At 27.4% G+C, this 18193-nt stretch carries 16 protein-coding genes and 1 riboswitch; of the genes, 15 read left to right on the top strand and 1 reads right to left on the bottom strand.

Features of this window, described 5'->3' with window-relative positions; all coding sequences use genetic code 11:
* The first annotated feature begins 51 nt into the window (after positions 1-51).
* Entirely contained in the window at positions 52-429 is a 378-nt protein-coding gene (locus KGF46_RS06695) for a BlaI/MecI/CopY family transcriptional regulator (RefSeq protein WP_227829955.1), read from the top strand.
* A 1514-nt stretch (positions 430-1943) separates the two neighbouring features.
* Here the strand turns inward: KGF46_RS06695 and KGF46_RS06690 are convergent.
* The gene (locus KGF46_RS06690) at positions 1944-2114 is read right to left on the bottom strand and encodes an LUD domain-containing protein (protein ID WP_413927278.1); all 171 of its coding nucleotides are present in this window, start codon (positions 2112-2114) and stop codon (positions 1944-1946) included.
* Positions 2115-2622: 508 nt separating this feature from the next.
* Between KGF46_RS06690 and KGF46_RS06685 the strand changes: the two genes are divergently transcribed.
* From KGF46_RS06685 to KGF46_RS06620, 14 genes are all read left to right on the top strand, one after another.
* Positions 2623-2964, top strand: a complete 342-nt coding sequence (locus KGF46_RS06685) for a LytTR family transcriptional regulator DNA-binding domain-containing protein (RefSeq protein ID WP_227829954.1) — start codon at positions 2623-2625, stop codon at positions 2962-2964.
* Positions 2965-3205: 241 nt separating this feature from the next.
* Complete coding sequence (locus KGF46_RS06680; RefSeq protein ID WP_227829953.1) at positions 3206-3625, top strand: DUF1653 domain-containing protein; 420 nt, start codon at positions 3206-3208, stop codon at positions 3623-3625.
* A gap of 210 nt (positions 3626-3835) precedes the next feature.
* Complete coding sequence (locus KGF46_RS06675) at positions 3836-4477, top strand: histidine phosphatase family protein (RefSeq protein WP_227829952.1); 642 nt, start codon at positions 3836-3838, stop codon at positions 4475-4477.
* Positions 4478-4501: 24 nt separating this feature from the next.
* The gene (locus KGF46_RS06670; RefSeq protein WP_227829951.1) at positions 4502-5755 is read left to right on the top strand and encodes an NAD(P)/FAD-dependent oxidoreductase; all 1254 of its coding nucleotides are present in this window, start codon (positions 4502-4504) and stop codon (positions 5753-5755) included.
* A gap of 53 nt (positions 5756-5808) precedes the next feature.
* Positions 5809-6459, top strand: a complete 651-nt coding sequence (cmk, locus tag KGF46_RS06665) for a (d)CMP kinase (RefSeq protein ID WP_227841673.1) — start codon at positions 5809-5811, stop codon at positions 6457-6459.
* A 51-nt stretch (positions 6460-6510) separates the two neighbouring features.
* Positions 6511-7107 (top strand): lysophospholipid acyltransferase family protein, encoded by a 597-nt coding sequence (locus tag KGF46_RS06660; RefSeq protein WP_227841672.1) that lies wholly within the window; start codon positions 6511-6513, stop codon positions 7105-7107.
* Positions 7108-7119: 12 nt separating this feature from the next.
* A complete protein-coding gene (locus tag KGF46_RS06655; protein ID WP_227841671.1) occupies positions 7120-7959 on the top strand; it encodes a 4-hydroxy-3-methylbut-2-enyl diphosphate reductase in 840 nt (279 codons plus the stop codon).
* A gap of 260 nt (positions 7960-8219) precedes the next feature.
* Positions 8220-9374 carry a putative manganese transporter gene (locus tag KGF46_RS06650; RefSeq protein WP_227841670.1) on the top strand — a complete coding sequence of 385 codons (1155 nt, stop codon included), beginning with the start codon at positions 8220-8222 and terminating at the stop codon, positions 9372-9374.
* Positions 9375-9691: 317 nt separating this feature from the next.
* Positions 9692-11389, top strand: a complete 1698-nt coding sequence (gene ade, locus KGF46_RS06645) for an adenine deaminase (RefSeq protein WP_227841669.1) — start codon at positions 9692-9694, stop codon at positions 11387-11389.
* A 267-nt stretch (positions 11390-11656) separates the two neighbouring features.
* Positions 11657-12121: a thioredoxin-dependent thiol peroxidase gene (bcp, locus tag KGF46_RS06640; RefSeq protein ID WP_227829945.1), complete on the top strand. Its 465-nt coding sequence runs from the start codon at positions 11657-11659 to the stop codon at positions 12119-12121.
* A 9-nt stretch (positions 12122-12130) separates the two neighbouring features.
* Positions 12131-12874 (top strand): peroxide stress protein YaaA, encoded by a 744-nt coding sequence (gene yaaA / locus KGF46_RS06635; RefSeq protein ID WP_227829944.1) that lies wholly within the window; start codon positions 12131-12133, stop codon positions 12872-12874.
* A gap of 129 nt (positions 12875-13003) precedes the next feature.
* Positions 13004-15661 (top strand): cation-translocating P-type ATPase, encoded by a 2658-nt coding sequence (locus KGF46_RS06630; protein ID WP_227841668.1) that lies wholly within the window; start codon positions 13004-13006, stop codon positions 15659-15661.
* Positions 15662-15714: 53 nt separating this feature from the next.
* A riboswitch (SAM riboswitch) is annotated at positions 15715-15817 on the top strand.
* Between the two features lie 109 nt (positions 15818-15926).
* Complete coding sequence (locus KGF46_RS06625; protein ID WP_227861878.1) at positions 15927-17192, top strand: O-acetylhomoserine aminocarboxypropyltransferase/cysteine synthase family protein; 1266 nt, start codon at positions 15927-15929, stop codon at positions 17190-17192.
* A 29-nt stretch (positions 17193-17221) separates the two neighbouring features.
* A complete protein-coding gene (locus KGF46_RS06620; protein ID WP_227861521.1) occupies positions 17222-18112 on the top strand; it encodes a homoserine O-succinyltransferase in 891 nt (296 codons plus the stop codon).
* Positions 18113-18193: the final 81 nt, after the last annotated feature.

Genomic DNA, 18193 nt, shown 5'->3' with positions numbered 1-18193 from the left:
CTATATTGCGATAGTATTAATTTAATAAAAGTTTGAGAGGGGCGTAAGGTTATGACAATTTCAAAAATACCACAAGCAGAGTTAAAAGTTATGAAGTTTATTTGGGAAAAAAATGATACAGTGACATCAAAAGAAACTATTGAAGCTATGGAACAAAAATATGGATGGAAACAAACAACAACATTGACACTTTTATCAAGACTTGTTAAAAAGCATTTCTTGGATGCAGAAAAAATAGATAGATATACTCATTATACAATAGTTGTTGGACACAAAGAATATTTAAATGTTGAGACAAAAGATTTTTTAAGTAATATACATGATAATTCTTTGCAAAGTTTACTTTCAGCATTACATGAAGATGAAGTTATTGACAAAAATGCATTAGATTTATTTGAAAATCATTTTAAAAATTTAAAGGATGAATAAGTATATGTGTTTGTATGTTTAAGTTTTTAATAGATAGATATATACAAAAATCTATGCTGGTATTATTTAATAAGTTACCAACTATTTATAAATTGATGATTAATAGGCATAAATTCAATAAAATACCTATAATGATTAAAGTAGATGGTATCAAATTAAATGATACCACCTATTTTAGTGCTCTATGTTTTTAGTTTTAAAAATAATCTTTTAATTCACTATTTTTTCTTAATTCAAGCCATTATTTTATTTAATCATATCAAACTACCTTAAAATGTAGGAGCTAATGATAGAATATGGATATGTATTCTTATAACCGTTATTTTTTATAAGTCAAATTATAAGGTCAATATATATAAATGTTTAGTGATTTTGTTTTTTTATTGGATGGTGTTAATAGGTATAAATGCATTGAGTATGCTATTAGTAGTTTCAATGAACAATTTAGATAATATGAATATTTTACTTAGCGGAAATTTATACAGATATGAAGCTATCTTTTTTGGAAAATTGATTTTAATTATATTATTGTACATATATAAAATTTCTTTTACTAATTTTAAAATTAGTAAAAAAGAATTGTATATATGTGTTCCAATGATAGCAAATTTATTATCATTTTTTATACTTTATGATTATATTATTAATCTCATAAAGATTTCTCCTGAAAGGAGAGTTGTTTTTCTATTAATAGTTTTACTATTTATATTGTCCAATATCTCAATATTTGTATTAATACGTATAATACTTAAAATTAAAGCTAAAAAAGATAATATAATAAATTAATTAATATATATAAAAATAGCTTAGTGAATATTTCTAATTGATATATTATAGCTTATTTGTTTTAAAATATTGAAACTTGAATTATCTGGTGAAGTAGATAAAGTTGATTGTGCTAAGACTCTTTAAAATGAGCGTATTAGTGAAATAAGTAAGATTACATCAGATATTCCTAAGTTGTATGGTAGGAGTAAAAAATATATAAATAACCTTATTAAGAAAACTATTAAGTAGTTCATAAATTCTTCCTATTATTAGATGGTATTAAAGTTAGAATACTATGAAGAACTGATAGTGGCAGCATATTATGCAGATTTGTAAATAAATTGAAGCAAGTTATTCAGAATAAAAAAGAGTATTTTCACATATCTTTTGTGAATACAAGATTCTTGGATATGAAAAAATAGAAGCACATAAACGATGGAAAATAGTAATTAGAAAGGATATAAAGTATGAAGTCTAGACAGTACAATATTACAAAATGATTATTGATAGTATATAAAAACATAAGACAAAAATAATTATCAATGCATTAGCTTTGATTGGAACAATTCTTATGATAGGATTTTTAGGATTGATTGTTATTGTGAATCTATAGATATAATTATACAGGTTCAATTTTAAAAATTATCAAGTTTTAGTTTATAGAGCAGTTTATTTTAACATATAGACTGTTTTTTTTATGTCCATAACTATACCATGTAATATTACTTATCAATTTTTTAATAATTTCAAGAAATGCTTACATTGTAATGAGTAGTTTTTTCTAAAGGGGTCTTACGTTTTCCATTTAATGCTAGTGCAGAACAAGTAAATGTTCGAATTCTTCCAATGGCAGACTGAACATCATCAACTACTTTGCTCATTCCAGCTATTATAATAATTGTCTTTGGACTGTGAATAAGACAAGAGACACTTTGTAGTATCCTTTGTGCAAATCTGAAATCTTTTGCAAGTTATATAATTCCATATTTTTTACTTTAGACTTTATAGATAATCTGTGTTTGTTAGTTGTTACCACAAGATTGATTTTGGCTATATATTTGTGATATGTCTATGAACTTTCAATTGATAATTAAGAAGTATAAAATTATTTTAACAAATCTGTAATTAAATCTTAATCCTTAAAATTATACATATAAAAGTCAATATTTACTTTTATATGTATAATTTTACACAACTTTATTGAAGAGTTATTTTATTAAAGAAATATGTATCTATAATTACTGATATTATTTATAATAGGCTATTTTAACTTTAAAAATTAATGCCAAAAAATGAGTTTGTAAGTCAATATCAAAAATAACTTTATAAATATTTCAAATAGACTAATCTTACATATATTTCCGATAGATTAAATTGATAAAAAACACTAAAATTAAATTAATAAGAATACTTGGAGGGATGGTAATGAAAGAGGAATGTTTTATTAATATTGAACACGAAGATAAACGTTTTTCAATTAACATTAAAGAGATTTTGTACATAGAAAAGCAAGAGTATGAATCAAAAATTTATACAGAAAATGAAACTTATTATATTGGAGAAAATTCTTCTAGTATAAAAAAACTACTGAAAGAAGAAAATTTTTTCAAATGTAGTAACAGTTATATTGTAAATTTAGATAAGTGTGAATTTTATCTCAGCAATAATTGTATTTTTGTAGGAAATAACTTTATAAGAGTTTTAGGTTTAGATAGAAAAAAGAAATTAGAAAAGAAGTTAGAAAAATTATATGATTATAAATATTAACTTTGAGAGGCTGTATTTTATACAGCCTCTTTATTTATTTTATTGTATTATTAATAAACTTTAAATTATGATAAAATATAAGACAAGTATTGCTTTTAATAAATAAAATATAGGATAAGTTTTATTTAGTTACATGATTTTATATAACTGCGTAATAAGAAAAGTAGAATATATTTATATAAATAAAAATTAAACTCATAAACAACTTTTTCAAACAATACATGTAGGAGAGGATAGTAAAATGGATAAACCAAAAAATAGTCTAAACATTGATGAAAGAAAATTAAAATATCCTTGTATTTATAAACATTTTAAAGGAAAATATTATGCTACAATGGGATTGAGCAAAGCCATTGATAGTAATGATATAGAAAAAATCTGTGAAACATATAATGAAAAAGGGTTAACTAAAAACACAGTTAGGTATAAGCTAGATGTTAAGCATACTGAGCTAGATGAAAATATTTTTATATATAGAGACTTGAATGGAAACTTTTATCATAAAAAAGAAGAAGATAATAATAATTTGGTCTTATATAAAACTTTATATGATGATACAGGAGTATTTGTAAGGCCACTAGACATGTTTTTATCAAAAGTAGATAGAGATAAATATTTTAATCCGATTCAAGAATATAGATTTGAAGAATTTTATAAATAAAATATGATGATTACATTTTATAATTTAAGAAAAAAACTGTTATTATATAATAAATTGTGGTAAATATAAATAGGATGAGCTGAGAAGAGAAGAATATCTTAGATTAAGTTATAAAATAGAAACATAGTAAACTGTTATATGATATAATTAAATTTTGAGAAGTGACAATTTATATTTAATAAAAAATAGACAGATATATTAGGAGGAAATATGGGAAATACTTTTTATATAGTAAGACATGGACAAACAGATTGGAACTTATTAGGAAAAACACAAGGTCATGGTAATTCTGACCTTACAGCACAAGGGATAGAACAAGCAAGAGAACTTTCTGAAGACATTGGTAAGTATTCAATTGATTATATTTTTAGTAGTGATTTAGGAAGAGCAATGCAAACAGCTCAAATTTTAGGTGATAAGCTCAATATTGAAGTCCAAAAAACTGAAGCACTTAGAGAAATGGGATTTGGAGTTTGGGAAGGTCTTTTAATAAAAGAAATTCAAAAAGACTATTCAGATATATATTCAACATGGAGAAATGAGCCACATTTAGTAAATATACCAGAAGGAGAAACTCTTAAAATTATAAAAGAAAGAGTAGATACTTTTATAAAGGAATTAAATGAAAAATACAATGATAAAAATATAGTTCTTGTTACACATTCAATTACATTGAGGGTTATGTTACTATCATTCCTAGAGTCAGGTATGGAAAATATATACAGAATTAAGCAAGATAACACTGCTTTAAATATAGTAGAATTTAAAGATTACGGTCCAGTAGTAATAAAGATGAATGATACAAGTCATATAAAAAATCATGTAAAAATAAATAATTCTGCACTTGAGTAAGTATCAAATTATAAGGAGAAGTTTATGAGTAAAGTTATAGTGGTTGGTGGAGGTCCATCTGGCATGATGGCAGCCTTGTCAGCTTCAAAAAACAATAATGAAGTAATATTGATTGAAAGAAATGGAGAGTTAGGGAGAAAGTTAAGAGCAACTGGTGGAGGTAGATGTAACTTTACCAACAATAGAGAGATAGAAGCTTTTTTTGATAAGGTTGTAAACAATAAAAAATTTCTATATAGTAGCTTTTATGCATTTACAAATAAAAATCTTATATCGTATTTTGAAAGTAAAAATTTAGAGTATAAGATTGAAGAAGAAAATGACCATAAGGTTTATACTAAGAATGATAAATCGATAGAAGTAATAGAAGTATTAAATAAGGACTTAATTAATCATAATGTAAAGATAATGTATAATAAAAAAGTTGTGGATATTATAATTGAAAAAATCACTGAACAAGATGACCATAACAATAATAAAGCAAATTATTCAATAAAGGGTGTCATTTTAGATAATGGAGATAATATATTAGGTGATAAAGTTATTATATCAACTGGAGGAGTTAGTTATTCAAAAACAGGTTCAGATGGTTTAATGTATAAGGTTCTTCAAAATCATGGACATACATTAAATAAACTATATCCTGCTTTAGCTCCACTTACAATAGAAGAAAAATGGATTAAAGCTTTACAAGGAATATCTATGAGAAATGTAGAAATATCTTGTAAGATTAAGAAAAAGAAAATATCAAAATCAGGAGACATGCTATTTGCACATTTTGGGATAACAGGTCCTTGTGTACTTATAATGTCTTCTTATATCAATAAGATTATTGAAAAAGATAAGGTAGAATTAAATATAGATTTTTTACCAAATTTAGATGTCAATGAAATTTCTAATATAATTAGAGAAATTCCAAATAAAAATATCTTAAATAATCTTAAACAGATATTACCTCAAAACTTCTTAAGAGAAATTCTTTCTATATTATCTTTAAGTGATAAAAAAGCAAATGAGTTGTCTAAGGCTGATGAAATTAAAATTATTGAGTATATAAAAAATATGAAACTAACTTGTAATGGAACTACAGGCATAAACACTGGAATGGTTACTTCTGGTGGTATTTCAGTTAAAGAAATTAATTCTTCTACAATGGAGTCTAAGTTAATAAAGGATTTATTTTTTACAGGTGAGGTAATAGATGTAGATGCAGAAACTGGTGGATATAATTTACAAATAGCATTTTCAACTGGATATCTTGCAGGGACTAGTGTATAAGTATAGTTTTTAATAAGTCGATTATTAAATATAAATAAAATAGAGGTGTAGATATGAGTAATTTGATTATAGCTGTGGATGGACCAGCAGGGGCTGGTAAAAGTACAATAGCTAAGATAGTAGCAGAAAAACTAAATATAAATTATATAGATACAGGTGCTATGTATAGAGCTGTTACTTATAAGTGTTTAAAAAATAATATTGATGTCAATAATGAAAAAGAAGTTATTAAAATAGCTGAAAATTCGGATATAGATTTTAAAAATAATATCATATATTTAGACCAAAAAATTATAAATGAGGAAATCAGAACAATAGAAGTAAGCAATAATGTTTCCAATGTAGCTAAGATAAAAGAAGTAAGAAAGTTGATGGTTGAAGTTCAACGAAAAATTGGAACAAAAAGTTCAGTAATATTAGATGGTAGAGATATAGGTTCATATGTTTTTCCAAATGCAGATTATAAATTCTTTTTAGTAGCTACACCAGAAGAAAGAGGAAGTAGACGCTATAAAGAACTTTGTAATAAAGGATATAATACTACTTTAAAAGAAGTAATTGAAGATATAGTAAAGAGAGATGAAATTGATTCAAATAGAGAATTTGCACCACTAGTAAAAGCTGATGATGCACTAGAAATAGATACTACAGGAAAGACTATAGAGCAGGTTGTACAAGAAGTTGTATCTAAGATAAGTTTTTAAGCTCAATGTATCTAAAATGAGAATATAATGTAGTATTGAAGGGAGATAAACGTGAATTTTTATAGATTTGCAATAAATATTTTTAGATGTTTTTCTAAAGTGTTTTTTAAATATGAAGTTATAGGTGCCGAAAACATACCAGATAGAGGAAATATAGTGGTGGCTTCAAATCATAAGTCAAATCTTGATCCTGTATTTTTAGCAGCAGCTATAGAGAATAGGGAAATAGCAGCTATTGCAAAACAAGAATTATTTAAAGTGAAACCATTAGGTTTTATATTAAAAAAATTGCATGTTATGCCTATAAATAGAGAAAAGCCAGATGTATCTACTATAAAAACTATTTTAAGGTCAATTAGAGATGGTTATGTGTTGGGAATATTTCCAGAAGGAACAAGAATTAAAGGAGATAACTTTGGCAAAGCTAAGGCAGGTCTTTCTCTATTTACAATAAAGAGTAAATCTAAGGTTGTACCAGTGTCGATAATATCTAAGTATAAACCTTTTAGTAAGGTAATTGTGTATTTTGGAGAGCCAATATCATTTGAAGAACATTTTAAAGAAAAGTTAAGTAATGATGACCACGAAAGAATGTCACAAGAAGTTTTAGAAATAATAAAACAGAATTACTTTAAATATTCAAAATAAGGGGGGAATTTTGTGAATGTTAAAATAGCAAAAAATGCAGGATTTTGCTTTGGAGTAAAGAGAGCAATGAAAATGGCATGGGATGAAGTAGAGAAAAATGATTCTGGAATATATGCTTTAGGACCTCTTATTCATAACAAACAAGCAGTAGCAAGATATGAACAGAAAGGTCTTAAAACTGTAGATGAAATTGATATAATACCAGATTATGAAAATATGATAATAAGATCTCATGGAGTTCCTGAGAAAGTATACAAAGAAGCTAAAAATAAAAAGCTCAAAATTGTAGATACTACATGTCCATTTGTAAAGAAAATACATACAGTAGTGAGTGAGTATCATAATAAGGGTTATGAAATAATAGTTATTGGAGATATGAAACATCCAGAGGTGATAGGTATAAATGGATGGTGCGAAAACTCAGCAATAATAATAAAAGCTGTAGAGCAAATGGAGAATATGGAATTTGACAATTCAAAAAAATATTGTGTTGTTGCACAGACAACGATAAATCCAGATTTATATTCAAATATAGTTGACAAATTAGCTGATAAACTAGAACATATAGTGTTTAATGATACAATCTGTTCAGCTACAAAAACTAGACAAGAAGCAGCTAAAGAATTAGCAAGAGAAGTTGATTGTATGATAGTTATAGGTGGAAAACACAGTTCTAATACTCAAAAGTTAGTAAAAGTTTGTGAAGATTTAGTTCCAACCTTTGCAATAGAAACTAAAGACGAATTGGATGTAAATATGCTTAAGAAGTATAAAAATGTAGGAGTTACAGCAGGAGCATCTACACCAGATTGGATAATAGAGGAAGTAATAACATTTATTGAGAATTTATAAATATAGTAAACAATAAAAACATGTGTACTATTGGTATAATATATAAAATTTATTGTAATATCTATATGTAATTTTATACTATTACATGTCATAACTAGATAACCTAATATCAGAAAGTGTGTATCTTAATATGCAAGAAATTAACAATATAAGATATGCACTTTTTAATATTAGAAATTTAAAAGGTATAATGATATTGATTATCAATAACAAATGAAAAATAATATAATTATTGCGAAATTAATATAGGAGGTAAATTAATGGAAATGTTAATATCTGCTTCTGAAGAAGCATTTTTACATGTGGGTTCTATGATTGGATTTTTTATTTTGCTATTTGGATATATAAACTATAAAACTAGTGGTAATTTTACTAATATTATATCAAAAAATAGAAAATATCAACCTTTAATAGGAGCTTTGATAGGAGCTATACCAGGTTGTGGTGGGAGTTTGGCAATCATGCCATTATATATAAGTGGAAAATTAAGCTTTGGAGCAATCATTGCAAGTTTAATAGCAAGTATGGGGGATGCTGCATTTATACTTATTTCATCAAATATTAAAATGTATTTTTTTGTGACTATAGTTAGTACAATTACAGGAATAATAACGGGACAACTAGTAGATTATTTTAAATTAGAAAAAAAATTGAAATTAAATAAATATAGAAAATCAGACAAACATAATATAGATAAAAGTGACCATAAAGAGAATGAAGAGTCGCATAATCATGATGGTATCATTTTGGATAATTTAGCTAAATCTCATGGAAATACGAATAGACTTGCATTTATAATAACACATGGTAAAGGGTACAAAATTTATATAGGAATTGTATTAATAGGTTTTATATTTATGTCTCTTGCTCATTCTGGAATAAATCTTCCTATTATTGAAAAATTACATTCACTAGAAGAAGCAATAGCAGTTATAGGAATACTATTCTCAATAGTTTATATGTGGTGTTTTAAAAAAGTATTTAAAAATTCTAATCAAAAAGAGGAAGAAAATAAGAAGATTTCCTTAAGAGAAATGCTTATACATTCTGTAGGTGAAATTTCATTTGTTATTACATGGATTTTTATTGCATATCTTATTTACGATTTGATAATATTGGTTTTAGGTGGAGATGAATACTTAGTTAATTTAGTTTTATCAACAGGTGTAATTAGTGTATTTATAGGTGCAGGTCTCGGGCTTATTCCAGGGTGTGGTATACAAATTGTACTTATGTCATTTTACTTGAAAGGAACTATACCACTTGGTGCAGTAATAGCTAATTCCATATCTCAAGATGGAGATGCTCTTTTTCCACTTTTAGCAATGGACAAAAAATCTTCCTTATGGGCTATGATTATTACTACTATACCAGCTATAATCGTAGGAATGATAGTTTATGCATTTTTAGGTTAATTAAAAGTAGTTATTAGTATAAATGATAAAAATACATAAATCTATACTATGGATATAGTAACAAATATTAAAAATATAAAAAATAAAACTTAATATAATTAAAATATTTATAAAGAACATGAGAAATAATATTATTGTTTCTCATGTTTTTGTATTTAATTTAATAAATTATGGAATAAATGCTTTTTATCGAAGATAGGCCAAATACTCCATACTCAACGTAAGTAGGGTAGAGATGTAAGCATAAAATATGCTAATATAAATTAATATGATACAACAAGTATATTGATATAAAAAATTTAAGAGGAGTTGTAAAAATGAGTAATTTGAAAAAAAAGTGTGATGTAGCAAGTGGAAGAGATAAAGCTGATATTGTACTTAAAAATGGAACAATTATAAATGTATTCACAGAAGAATTAATAGTAGGAGATATAGCAATAGTAGAGGATACAATTGTTGGAATCGGCGAATATAGTGGAAAAGTAGAGATTGATTGTAGTGGTAAATACTTATCACCTGGTTTTATTGATGCACATATGCATATTGAGTCTACAATGGTAATGCCAATTGAATTATCAAAAAAATTACTAAAGTCAGGTACAACAACTGTTATAGCTGACCCTCATGAACTAGTCAATGTAAAAGGAGCAAGTGCAATAGACTTTTTACTAGAATCAACAGAAGAGATACCTTTAAATGTATATATTATGCTACCATCATCTGTACCTGCAACAAGATTCGAAACTAATGGAATAGGAAATTTTAGTGCAAAAGATATGGATGCCTACATAAATAATCCTAGAATCTTAGGATTAGGAGAGGTAATGTGTTTTAATGATGTTATATCTGCTGAAAAAGAAATTTTAGATAAATTAGAGGCTTTTAAAGATAAAATGGCAGATGGACATGCACCAAATATAACTGGAAAGTCACTTCAAGCATATGTATGTGCAGGAATAAAAAATGACCATGAATGTATAACTTTTAATGAAGTGTATGAAAAATTAAGAGCAGGTCTAAAAATTTTTATAAGAGAAGGAAGTGCAGCAAAAAACTTAGAAGCTATAATAAAGGGATTATTGAAATATAGCTTACCAATTGAAGAATTTATGTTTTGTACAGACGACAAACATTTGGATGATATAGAAAAACAAGGGCATATAAGATGGAATATAAAATGTGCAATCGATTTGGGTATGGAGCCAATTAAAGCTATTAAAATTGCAACTTATAATTCAGCAAGAGCATATGGTCTAAATAGAATTGGAGCAATAGGTGCTGGGTATAAAGCAGATATTGTTGTTCTAAACAATTTAGAAAATATGGAGGTAGGTAGTGTTTATAAAGATGGTAAATTGATAGATGAGGGAATTTTTTCTGATTATAATTATGAAATTAAGGATAAAGAGCTGCTTAATACAGTTAAATTTAAAGATATTGATAGAGAAAAAATACAATTAAAGTCAAATGAGAAAAATTATGTAATGGAAATTGTACCATATCAGATTCTAACAAATAAATTATTTGAATCTATACCAAACAAAAATGGATATTTCAATCCAAATGAAGAATATTCAAAGCTTTGTGTTGTTGAGAGACACAGAATGACTGGAAACATATCAGTTGCACCATTAAAAGGTTTTGGTATAAAAAATGGAGCAATAGCAACTACTGTAGCTCATGATTCACATAATATCATAGTTGCAGGAGATAATGATGAAGATATTATAGTTGCAGTAAATTACTTGAGAGATATACAGGGTGGCTATGTAATTGTATCAAATGGAAAAGTACTTGCTCACTTAAGTCTTCAAGTAGCTGGATTAATTAGTACTCTTCCAGCAGATAAAGTGCAAGAAACAACTGATAATATGTTAAAAATAGCAAGAAAAATGGGAGTTCCAAAGTATGTAGACCCTTTTATTACACTTTCATTTATGGCTCTTCCTGTTATTCCAAAAATAAGACTTACTGATTTAGGTCTATTTGATGTAGAAGAATTTAAATTTATATAGATTAGAGTATTAGAAGATTAAAAATAAATAAGCAGGATTTAATACATAAATTAAATCCTGTTTATTTTAATTACTATAGTTATTTAACATAAATTCCAGTTTAAATGCTCTAATCAAATAAAGTTGAAATTTTTAGTATATAAAATTTACATATCCATGAAATTTTCCATATAAAAAAGTAAAATATTTTATTTATATATAGAAATATAGGGTATTAATATAAATATAGTATAAATTATTGATTAAAAAACAAAAGGAGAGATATTTATGTTAAGTATAGGTACAAAAGCACCAGAATTTACATTAGAAGATAAGGATGGAAATAAAGTCAGTATGTCAGATTTTAAGGGGAAAAAAGTGGTAATATATTTTTATCCTAAAGATAATACACCAGGATGTACACGTCAGGCATGTGCATTTAGAAACGCATATGAAGGATTTAAAAATAATGATATACCAGTTATTGGAATAAGTAAAGATAGTATTAAATCACATCAAAAATTTGCAGAAAAACATGAGCTTCCTTTTATTTTACTTTCTGACCCAGATTTAATTGCTATTAAGGCTTTTGATGTGTGGAAAGAGAAAAAAATGTATGGGAAAACTGCTCTAGGAGTCGTTCGTGCAACTTATATTGTAGATGAAAGTGGAATTATTGAAAAAGTTTTTGAAAAAGCAAAACCAGATACAAATGCACAAGAGATTCTTGAATATTTGGAAAAACAGGAGTAATAAGAATTTATGATTATAATGTTATCACCAGCTAAAAATATGAAACATGCACAAGCAGTTGATAGAGATTTAAGCTTACCTTGTTTTATAGATAATGCAAAAGAAATATCAAAGAATATAAAAAATTTTAGTTTAGAAGATTTTAAAAATAAAATGAAAATCAACGAGAAGTTAGCCATATTGAACAAGAGTAGATTTGATAATTTTAAATTTGACAGTCTAGGAAGTCCTGCAATCTTAACTTATGATGGAATACAATATAAAAATATAGAAGCAGAGCGTTTTACAAAGCAAGATGAGGAATTTGCAAATAATTGTATTCGAATCATAAGTGGATTGTATGGGGTTGTAAAACCTTATGATAGTATATATGAATACAGACTAGAAATGCAGACAAAGCTACAGATAAGAGAATTTAAAAATTTATATGAATATTGGGGAGACAGTATATATAAAGAATTAAGTAAAGAAAATACAGCTATTGTCAATCTTGCATCAAGTGAATACAGTAAAACTGTGGGAAAATTTATCGATGATAATCATACATATGTAACATGTAATTTTAAAATAAATAAAAATAATATATTAAAAGTTGAATCAACACAAGCAAAGAAAGCTAGAGGAATGATGGTAAAATATATTATTAAAAATAAAATAGAAGATATTAACGACTTAAAAAAATTTAATTTAGAAGGGTATAAATATCAAGAAAACTTATCTAACAATAATGAGTATGTGTTTGTAAAAGAGTAGATATTTTTATATAGATTTTAAACTAAATTGTTAAATTTAGGTAAAATATAATTGTTGAGTATTGAATTGAATTGGATTTTAAAATATAATTATTCTTAAATCAAAAAAAGAAAGGAGTGATCTTCCAAAATGGAAAATCACAAACAGATGCCTTGGCATTCGATGGCAACACATGAAGTATTAGAGAGTTTAGACTCATCAGAGGAGGGGCTCACCGATACCGAGGCGGAAAACAGGATTAAAGAGCATGGTTTAAATGAACTGAGAAAAAGACCACCTAGAACAGTTTTACAAATGCTTTGGACCCAAGTTACAGATGCTATGGTATTGATACTAATAGGTGCATCAGTATTATCTTTAGCATTTGGAGAATTTACAGAAGCTTTTGTAATTCTAATAATTGTAACAGTAAATGCAGTTATTGGTATTGTTCAAGAAAAAAAAGCAGAATCATCATTAGAAGCACTAAAAAATATGAATTCACCTACAGCACGTGTTATGCGTGATGGTGAAGAAAATGTTATCCAAGCAAGTAATCTTGTAATAGGAGATATTGTTTTTTTAGAAGATGGAGCAATGATTCCAGCAGACATTCGTTTAATAGATACATCTAGTTTAAAAATTCAAGAAGCTTCTTTAACAGGAGAGTCTGTACCATCAGAAAAAGATTCAGATGACCTTTTACCTGAAGAAAGTGTATTAGGAGACCGTAGTAATATGGCTTATACGTCTTCAATTGTCACATATGGTAGAGGTGTAGGCGTTGTAGTTGCAACTGGTATGGACACAGAAGTAGGTAATATAGCACATCTTTTAGATTCACAAAATGATTTTGATACTCCTATAAAACGTAAACTTAATACTGTTGGAAAGACATTAAGTGTTATAGGTATTATTGTATGCGTTATTATATTTGCAATAGGTGCATTTTACCAGAGACCTCTCTTACCAATGTTTATGATTGCAATTTCCCTTGCTATATCAATCATTCCAGAGGGATTACCTGCAACAGCAACCATTGTAATGGCTCTAGGTGTGCAACGTATGGCTAAAAGAAATGCTTTGATTAGAAAGTTGCCAGCAGTTGAAACATTAGGAGGAGCTACAGTAATATGTTGTGATAAAACTGGTACATTAACCTTAAATAAAATGACTGTTACACATATTGCTGTAAATGGCGATTTTGAATCTGGAAAAGTAACATCAATAGATACTGCGTCTGAGAAACATCCACTAGTATACAAAGAGATTGTTTATGCTGGTGCACTTTGTAATGATGCATGTATAAATCCAGATAAAACAGATGAAATATTAGGTGATCCAACAGAAGGTTCATTGATTTTTATGGCTAATAAATTTGGAATAGATCAAGAAGCTCTTGAAGAGAAATATCCACGTGTATTTGAGCAACCTTTTGATTCCGACAGAAAATGTATGACAACTGTTCATGATATAGATGGAAAAATCACAGTATATACTAAAGGTGCAGTGGATGAACTTCTCCATTTATGTACCAAAATATTAACATCAAAAGGTGAAAGAAACATTACAGAGTTGGATAAAAAAAATATACACGAATTATGTCTCGCTATGTCTAAAGATGCATTACGTGTACTTGGTTTTGCTAAGCGTGAAATTTTATCGATACCAAAGGAAGATAGTGAAAACATAGAATATGATTTGACATTTATTGGTATGGTTGGTATGATTGACCCACCAAGAACTGAGGTAATTGATGCAGTAAAAACTTGTAAAGAAGCAGGCATAAGAACCATAATGATAACAGGTGACCATAAAGTCACTGCCACAACAATAGCTCATGAATTGGGAATTTGGAATGAAGGAAATACTGTTATATCTGGTGATGAACTTGATAATTTAAGTGATGAGGAACTGGATAAAGCTGTTAAAAATACTACAGTATTTGCTCGTGTATCACCATTTGATAAACTCAGAATTATACAGTCTCTAAAAAGAATAGGAGAAGTACCAGCGATGACTGGAGATGGGGTAAATGACTCCCCTGCATTAAAGTCTGCTGATATTGGTATAGCTATGGGTATAAGTGGTACAGATGTGGCAAAAGATTCTTCAGATATGATTTTAATGGATGATAGTTTTACCACAATTGCTTATGCAATAAAAGAGGGTAGGCGTGTATATAGAAATATACAAAAGGTTATACAATTCTTGCTTGTTGGAAATATAGCAGAGATACTTACACTATTTGTTGCAATATTGTTAAACTGGGATACTCCACTTCTTGCTGTGCATATTCTATGGGTAAACCTTGCAACAGCAACTCTTCCAGCGCTTGCTCTTGGAGTTGACCCACCAAGTATAAACATAATGAAGCATCAACCTGTTAAATCAGAAAGTTTGTTTGAAAAAAATCTTGTACAAAGAGTTATTACTCAGGGGATATTTGTAGCAATAATGACCATTTTAGCATATAAAATTGGTCTTAATATAGGAAACCATACTGTAGGTCAAACAATGGCATTCTGTGTATTAGCATTTTCACAAATGTTGCGTGCATTTAGCCAACGTTCAAATACAGACTCTATGTTTACTAAAAATAGTGGTAAAAACCCATTTCTTTTAATCTCATTTTTAACTTCTGCTTTGCTTATGGCAGTTATATTATTTGTCCCTAATTTTAGAGATGCATTTAATTTAACTGTTTTAAATAGCTCACAGTGGCTTGTAACAGTGATTTTAGCTATAATGTCTGTAGTGCAAGTAGAGGTTGGAAAATTTATTAAAAGAAAATTATATAAAAAATAGTTGACAAAATTAGGAAAAAAATATAAGATATAAAACATAGAAAAATTAAATAAATCTTATCCAGAGAGGTGGAGGGACTGGCCCTATGAAACCCGGCAACCAGTATATTTATATACATTGGTGCTAAATCCTGCGGCGAAAGCTGAGAGATGAGTATAATTAAGCTTATACAGAGCCTGAGTTATATACTCAGGCTTTATTTATTTTAAATCTCATCTGACAAATAGTTTAATTTTCTTAATTAAAATCTAAGGGGGATACAAAAATGTATAACAAAGAAACAATATGCGTGCAAGGAAATTATAAGCCAGGAAATGGAGAACCAAGAGTTTTACCTTTATATCAAAGTACAACTTTTAAATATAGTAGTATAGACCAACTTGCTGACTTATTTGATTTAAAAGCTGATGGTCATATGTATTCCAGAATAAGTAATCCTACTGTTCAAGCTTTTGAAGAAAAAATAAGTTTGTTAGAGGGAGGAGTATCATCTGTTGCCGTATCATCAGGTCAATCTGCAAATATGTTGGCAGTTTTAAATATATGTAAATCTGGAGATAGTATACTTTGTTCTTCAAAAGTATATGGAGGAACATTTAATTTATTAGGACCTAGTCTTAAAAAATTTGGAATAGATTTAATATCATTTGATTTAGATGCAAGCGAGGATGAAATAGTAGAACTTGCAAATGAAAATACTAAAGTTGTATTTGCAGAGACACTTGCAAATCCAACTCTTGAAGTTATAGATTTTGAAAAAATAGCAAATGTAGCTAAAAGAATTAATGTTCCATTTATAGTTGATAACTCATTAGCATCACCAGTACTTTGTAATCCACTAAAATATGGAGCAAATATAGTCACTCATTCTACTACAAAATACTTAGATGGCCATGCTTCAAGTGTTGGTGGAATTATAGTAGATGGTGGAAACTTTAACTGGGACAATGGAAAATTTCCAGAATTAGTTGAGCCAGACCCAACATATCATGGAATAAGTTATACTGAGAAGTTTGGCAATGCTGCATATGCTACTAAAACAAGAGTTCAATTACTTAGAGACTATGGAAATTGTTTGAGTCCATTTAACGCATATCTTACTAATTTAAATATTGAAACACTACATCTTAGAATGGAGAGACATAGTGAAAATGCACTTAAGATAGCTAAGTTTTTAGAAAAACATAAAAATGTAGATTGGATTAACTATCCAGGACTTGAAAATAATAAGTATTATGAAAATGCCAAGAAATATCTATCAAAAGGATGCAGTGGAGTTTTATCATTTGGAGTAAAAGGGGGACTTAAAAATGCTAAAAAATTTGTGGAAAAACTACAAATAGCAGCATTAGTCACTCATGTATCAGATGTAAGAACTTGTGTTATACATCCAGCTTCAACTACTCATAGACAATTAACAGAAGAACAATTAATTGCATCTGGAGTATTACCTTCACTAATAAGATTATCTGTTGGAATAGAAAATGTAGAGGATTTAATAGCTGATTTAAATCAAGCTTTAAATTTCTAATAGTATAAGAGAAAGAGAAGTGAAAAGAGATGGCTTTAATACTACCAAAGGGGTTACCTGTTATTAATAAATTATTAGATGAAGGAATAGATGTAATTTGTAAAGAAGACTTTAATAAACATTTAGAATACAAAGAAAATATAGATACTAAAATAGCTATATTAAATCTAATGCCCATAAAAATAGATACAGAGTTAGATTTACTTAGAAGAATAGATAAGACAGGTTTTAATGTATCTGTAGAATTTATTAAAATCTCAACAAGAGAGAGTAAAAGAAGTTGTAATGAATATGTTAAGAATTTTTATAAAACATTTGATGAAGCAAAAAAAGAATCTTTTGATGGTTTTATAATAACAGGAGCTCCAGTTGAACAAATGGAGTTTGAAGAAGTTGATTATTGGCATGAACTAAAAGATATTATGGATTATTCTAAAAGTAAGGCTAAATCTACATTATATATATGTTGGGCAGCTCAAGCAGGTCTTTACAAATACTACAATGTAAAAAAACTTCCATTAAGTCAAAAATGTTTTGGAGTATTTAAGCATGAAGTAGATAAAAATAGTAAGATAGTAGATGGATTTGAAAAAGAGTTTTTTGCTCCACATTCAAGACACACTACTGTAAATATTGAAACTTTAAAAAATAATGATGAATTAAGCATTGTAAGTCATTCTAAAGAAGCTGGTCCTTATATAATTACAAATTCAAGAGATGTATTTGTAATGGGTCACAGTGAATATGATAAATATACTTTAGATAGAGAATATAAAAGAGATGTAGATAGAGGTGATAAAATCTCAATACCTCAAAATTACTATATAAATGACGATCCTTCAAAAGAACCAACTGTTAAATGGAAAAAACATTCAGAACTTTTGTTTAGAAATTGGATAAAAAACTATTTAATAATATAAAATACAACCAAAAAAATATGAGAATCTATAAGGTATAAAAGTAATTATAATACTTCTTTATACCTTATTTTTATTTTATAA

The sequence above is a fragment of the Clostridioides sp. ZZV14-6153 genome (assembly GCF_020657855.1).
Lineage (GTDB): Bacteria > Bacillota > Clostridia > Peptostreptococcales > Peptostreptococcaceae > Clostridioides.
Note: the sequence above shows the minus strand (reverse complement) of the source record. Positions and strands in the feature narration are given on the sequence as shown.

Bases quoted from the DNA above. Each gene is read 5' to 3' on its own strand.
- KGF46_RS06695 (WP_227829955.1), top strand. From the start codon at position 52: ATGACAATTTCAAAAATACCACAAGCAGAGTTAAAAGTTATGAAGTTT.
- KGF46_RS06685 (WP_227829954.1), top strand. From the start codon at position 2,623: ATGAAAGAGGAATGTTTTATTAATATTGAACACGAAGATAAACGTTTT.
- KGF46_RS06680 (WP_227829953.1), top strand. From the start codon at position 3,206: ATGGATAAACCAAAAAATAGTCTAAACATTGATGAAAGAAAATTAAAA.
- KGF46_RS06675 (WP_227829952.1), top strand. From the start codon at position 3,836: ATGGGAAATACTTTTTATATAGTAAGACATGGACAAACAGATTGGAAC.
- KGF46_RS06670 (WP_227829951.1), top strand. From the start codon at position 4,502: ATGAGTAAAGTTATAGTGGTTGGTGGAGGTCCATCTGGCATGATGGCA.
- cmk (WP_227841673.1), top strand. From the start codon at position 5,809: ATGAGTAATTTGATTATAGCTGTGGATGGACCAGCAGGGGCTGGTAAA.
- KGF46_RS06650 (WP_227841670.1), top strand. From the start codon at position 8,220: ATGGAAATGTTAATATCTGCTTCTGAAGAAGCATTTTTACATGTGGGT.
- ade (WP_227841669.1), top strand. From the start codon at position 9,692: ATGAGTAATTTGAAAAAAAAGTGTGATGTAGCAAGTGGAAGAGATAAA.
- bcp (WP_227829945.1), top strand. From the start codon at position 11,657: ATGTTAAGTATAGGTACAAAAGCACCAGAATTTACATTAGAAGATAAG.
- yaaA (WP_227829944.1), top strand. From the start codon at position 12,131: ATGATTATAATGTTATCACCAGCTAAAAATATGAAACATGCACAAGCA.
- KGF46_RS06630 (WP_227841668.1), top strand. From the start codon at position 13,004: ATGGAAAATCACAAACAGATGCCTTGGCATTCGATGGCAACACATGAA.
- KGF46_RS06625 (WP_227861878.1), top strand. From the start codon at position 15,927: ATGTATAACAAAGAAACAATATGCGTGCAAGGAAATTATAAGCCAGGA.
- KGF46_RS06620 (WP_227861521.1), top strand. From the start codon at position 17,222: ATGGCTTTAATACTACCAAAGGGGTTACCTGTTATTAATAAATTATTA.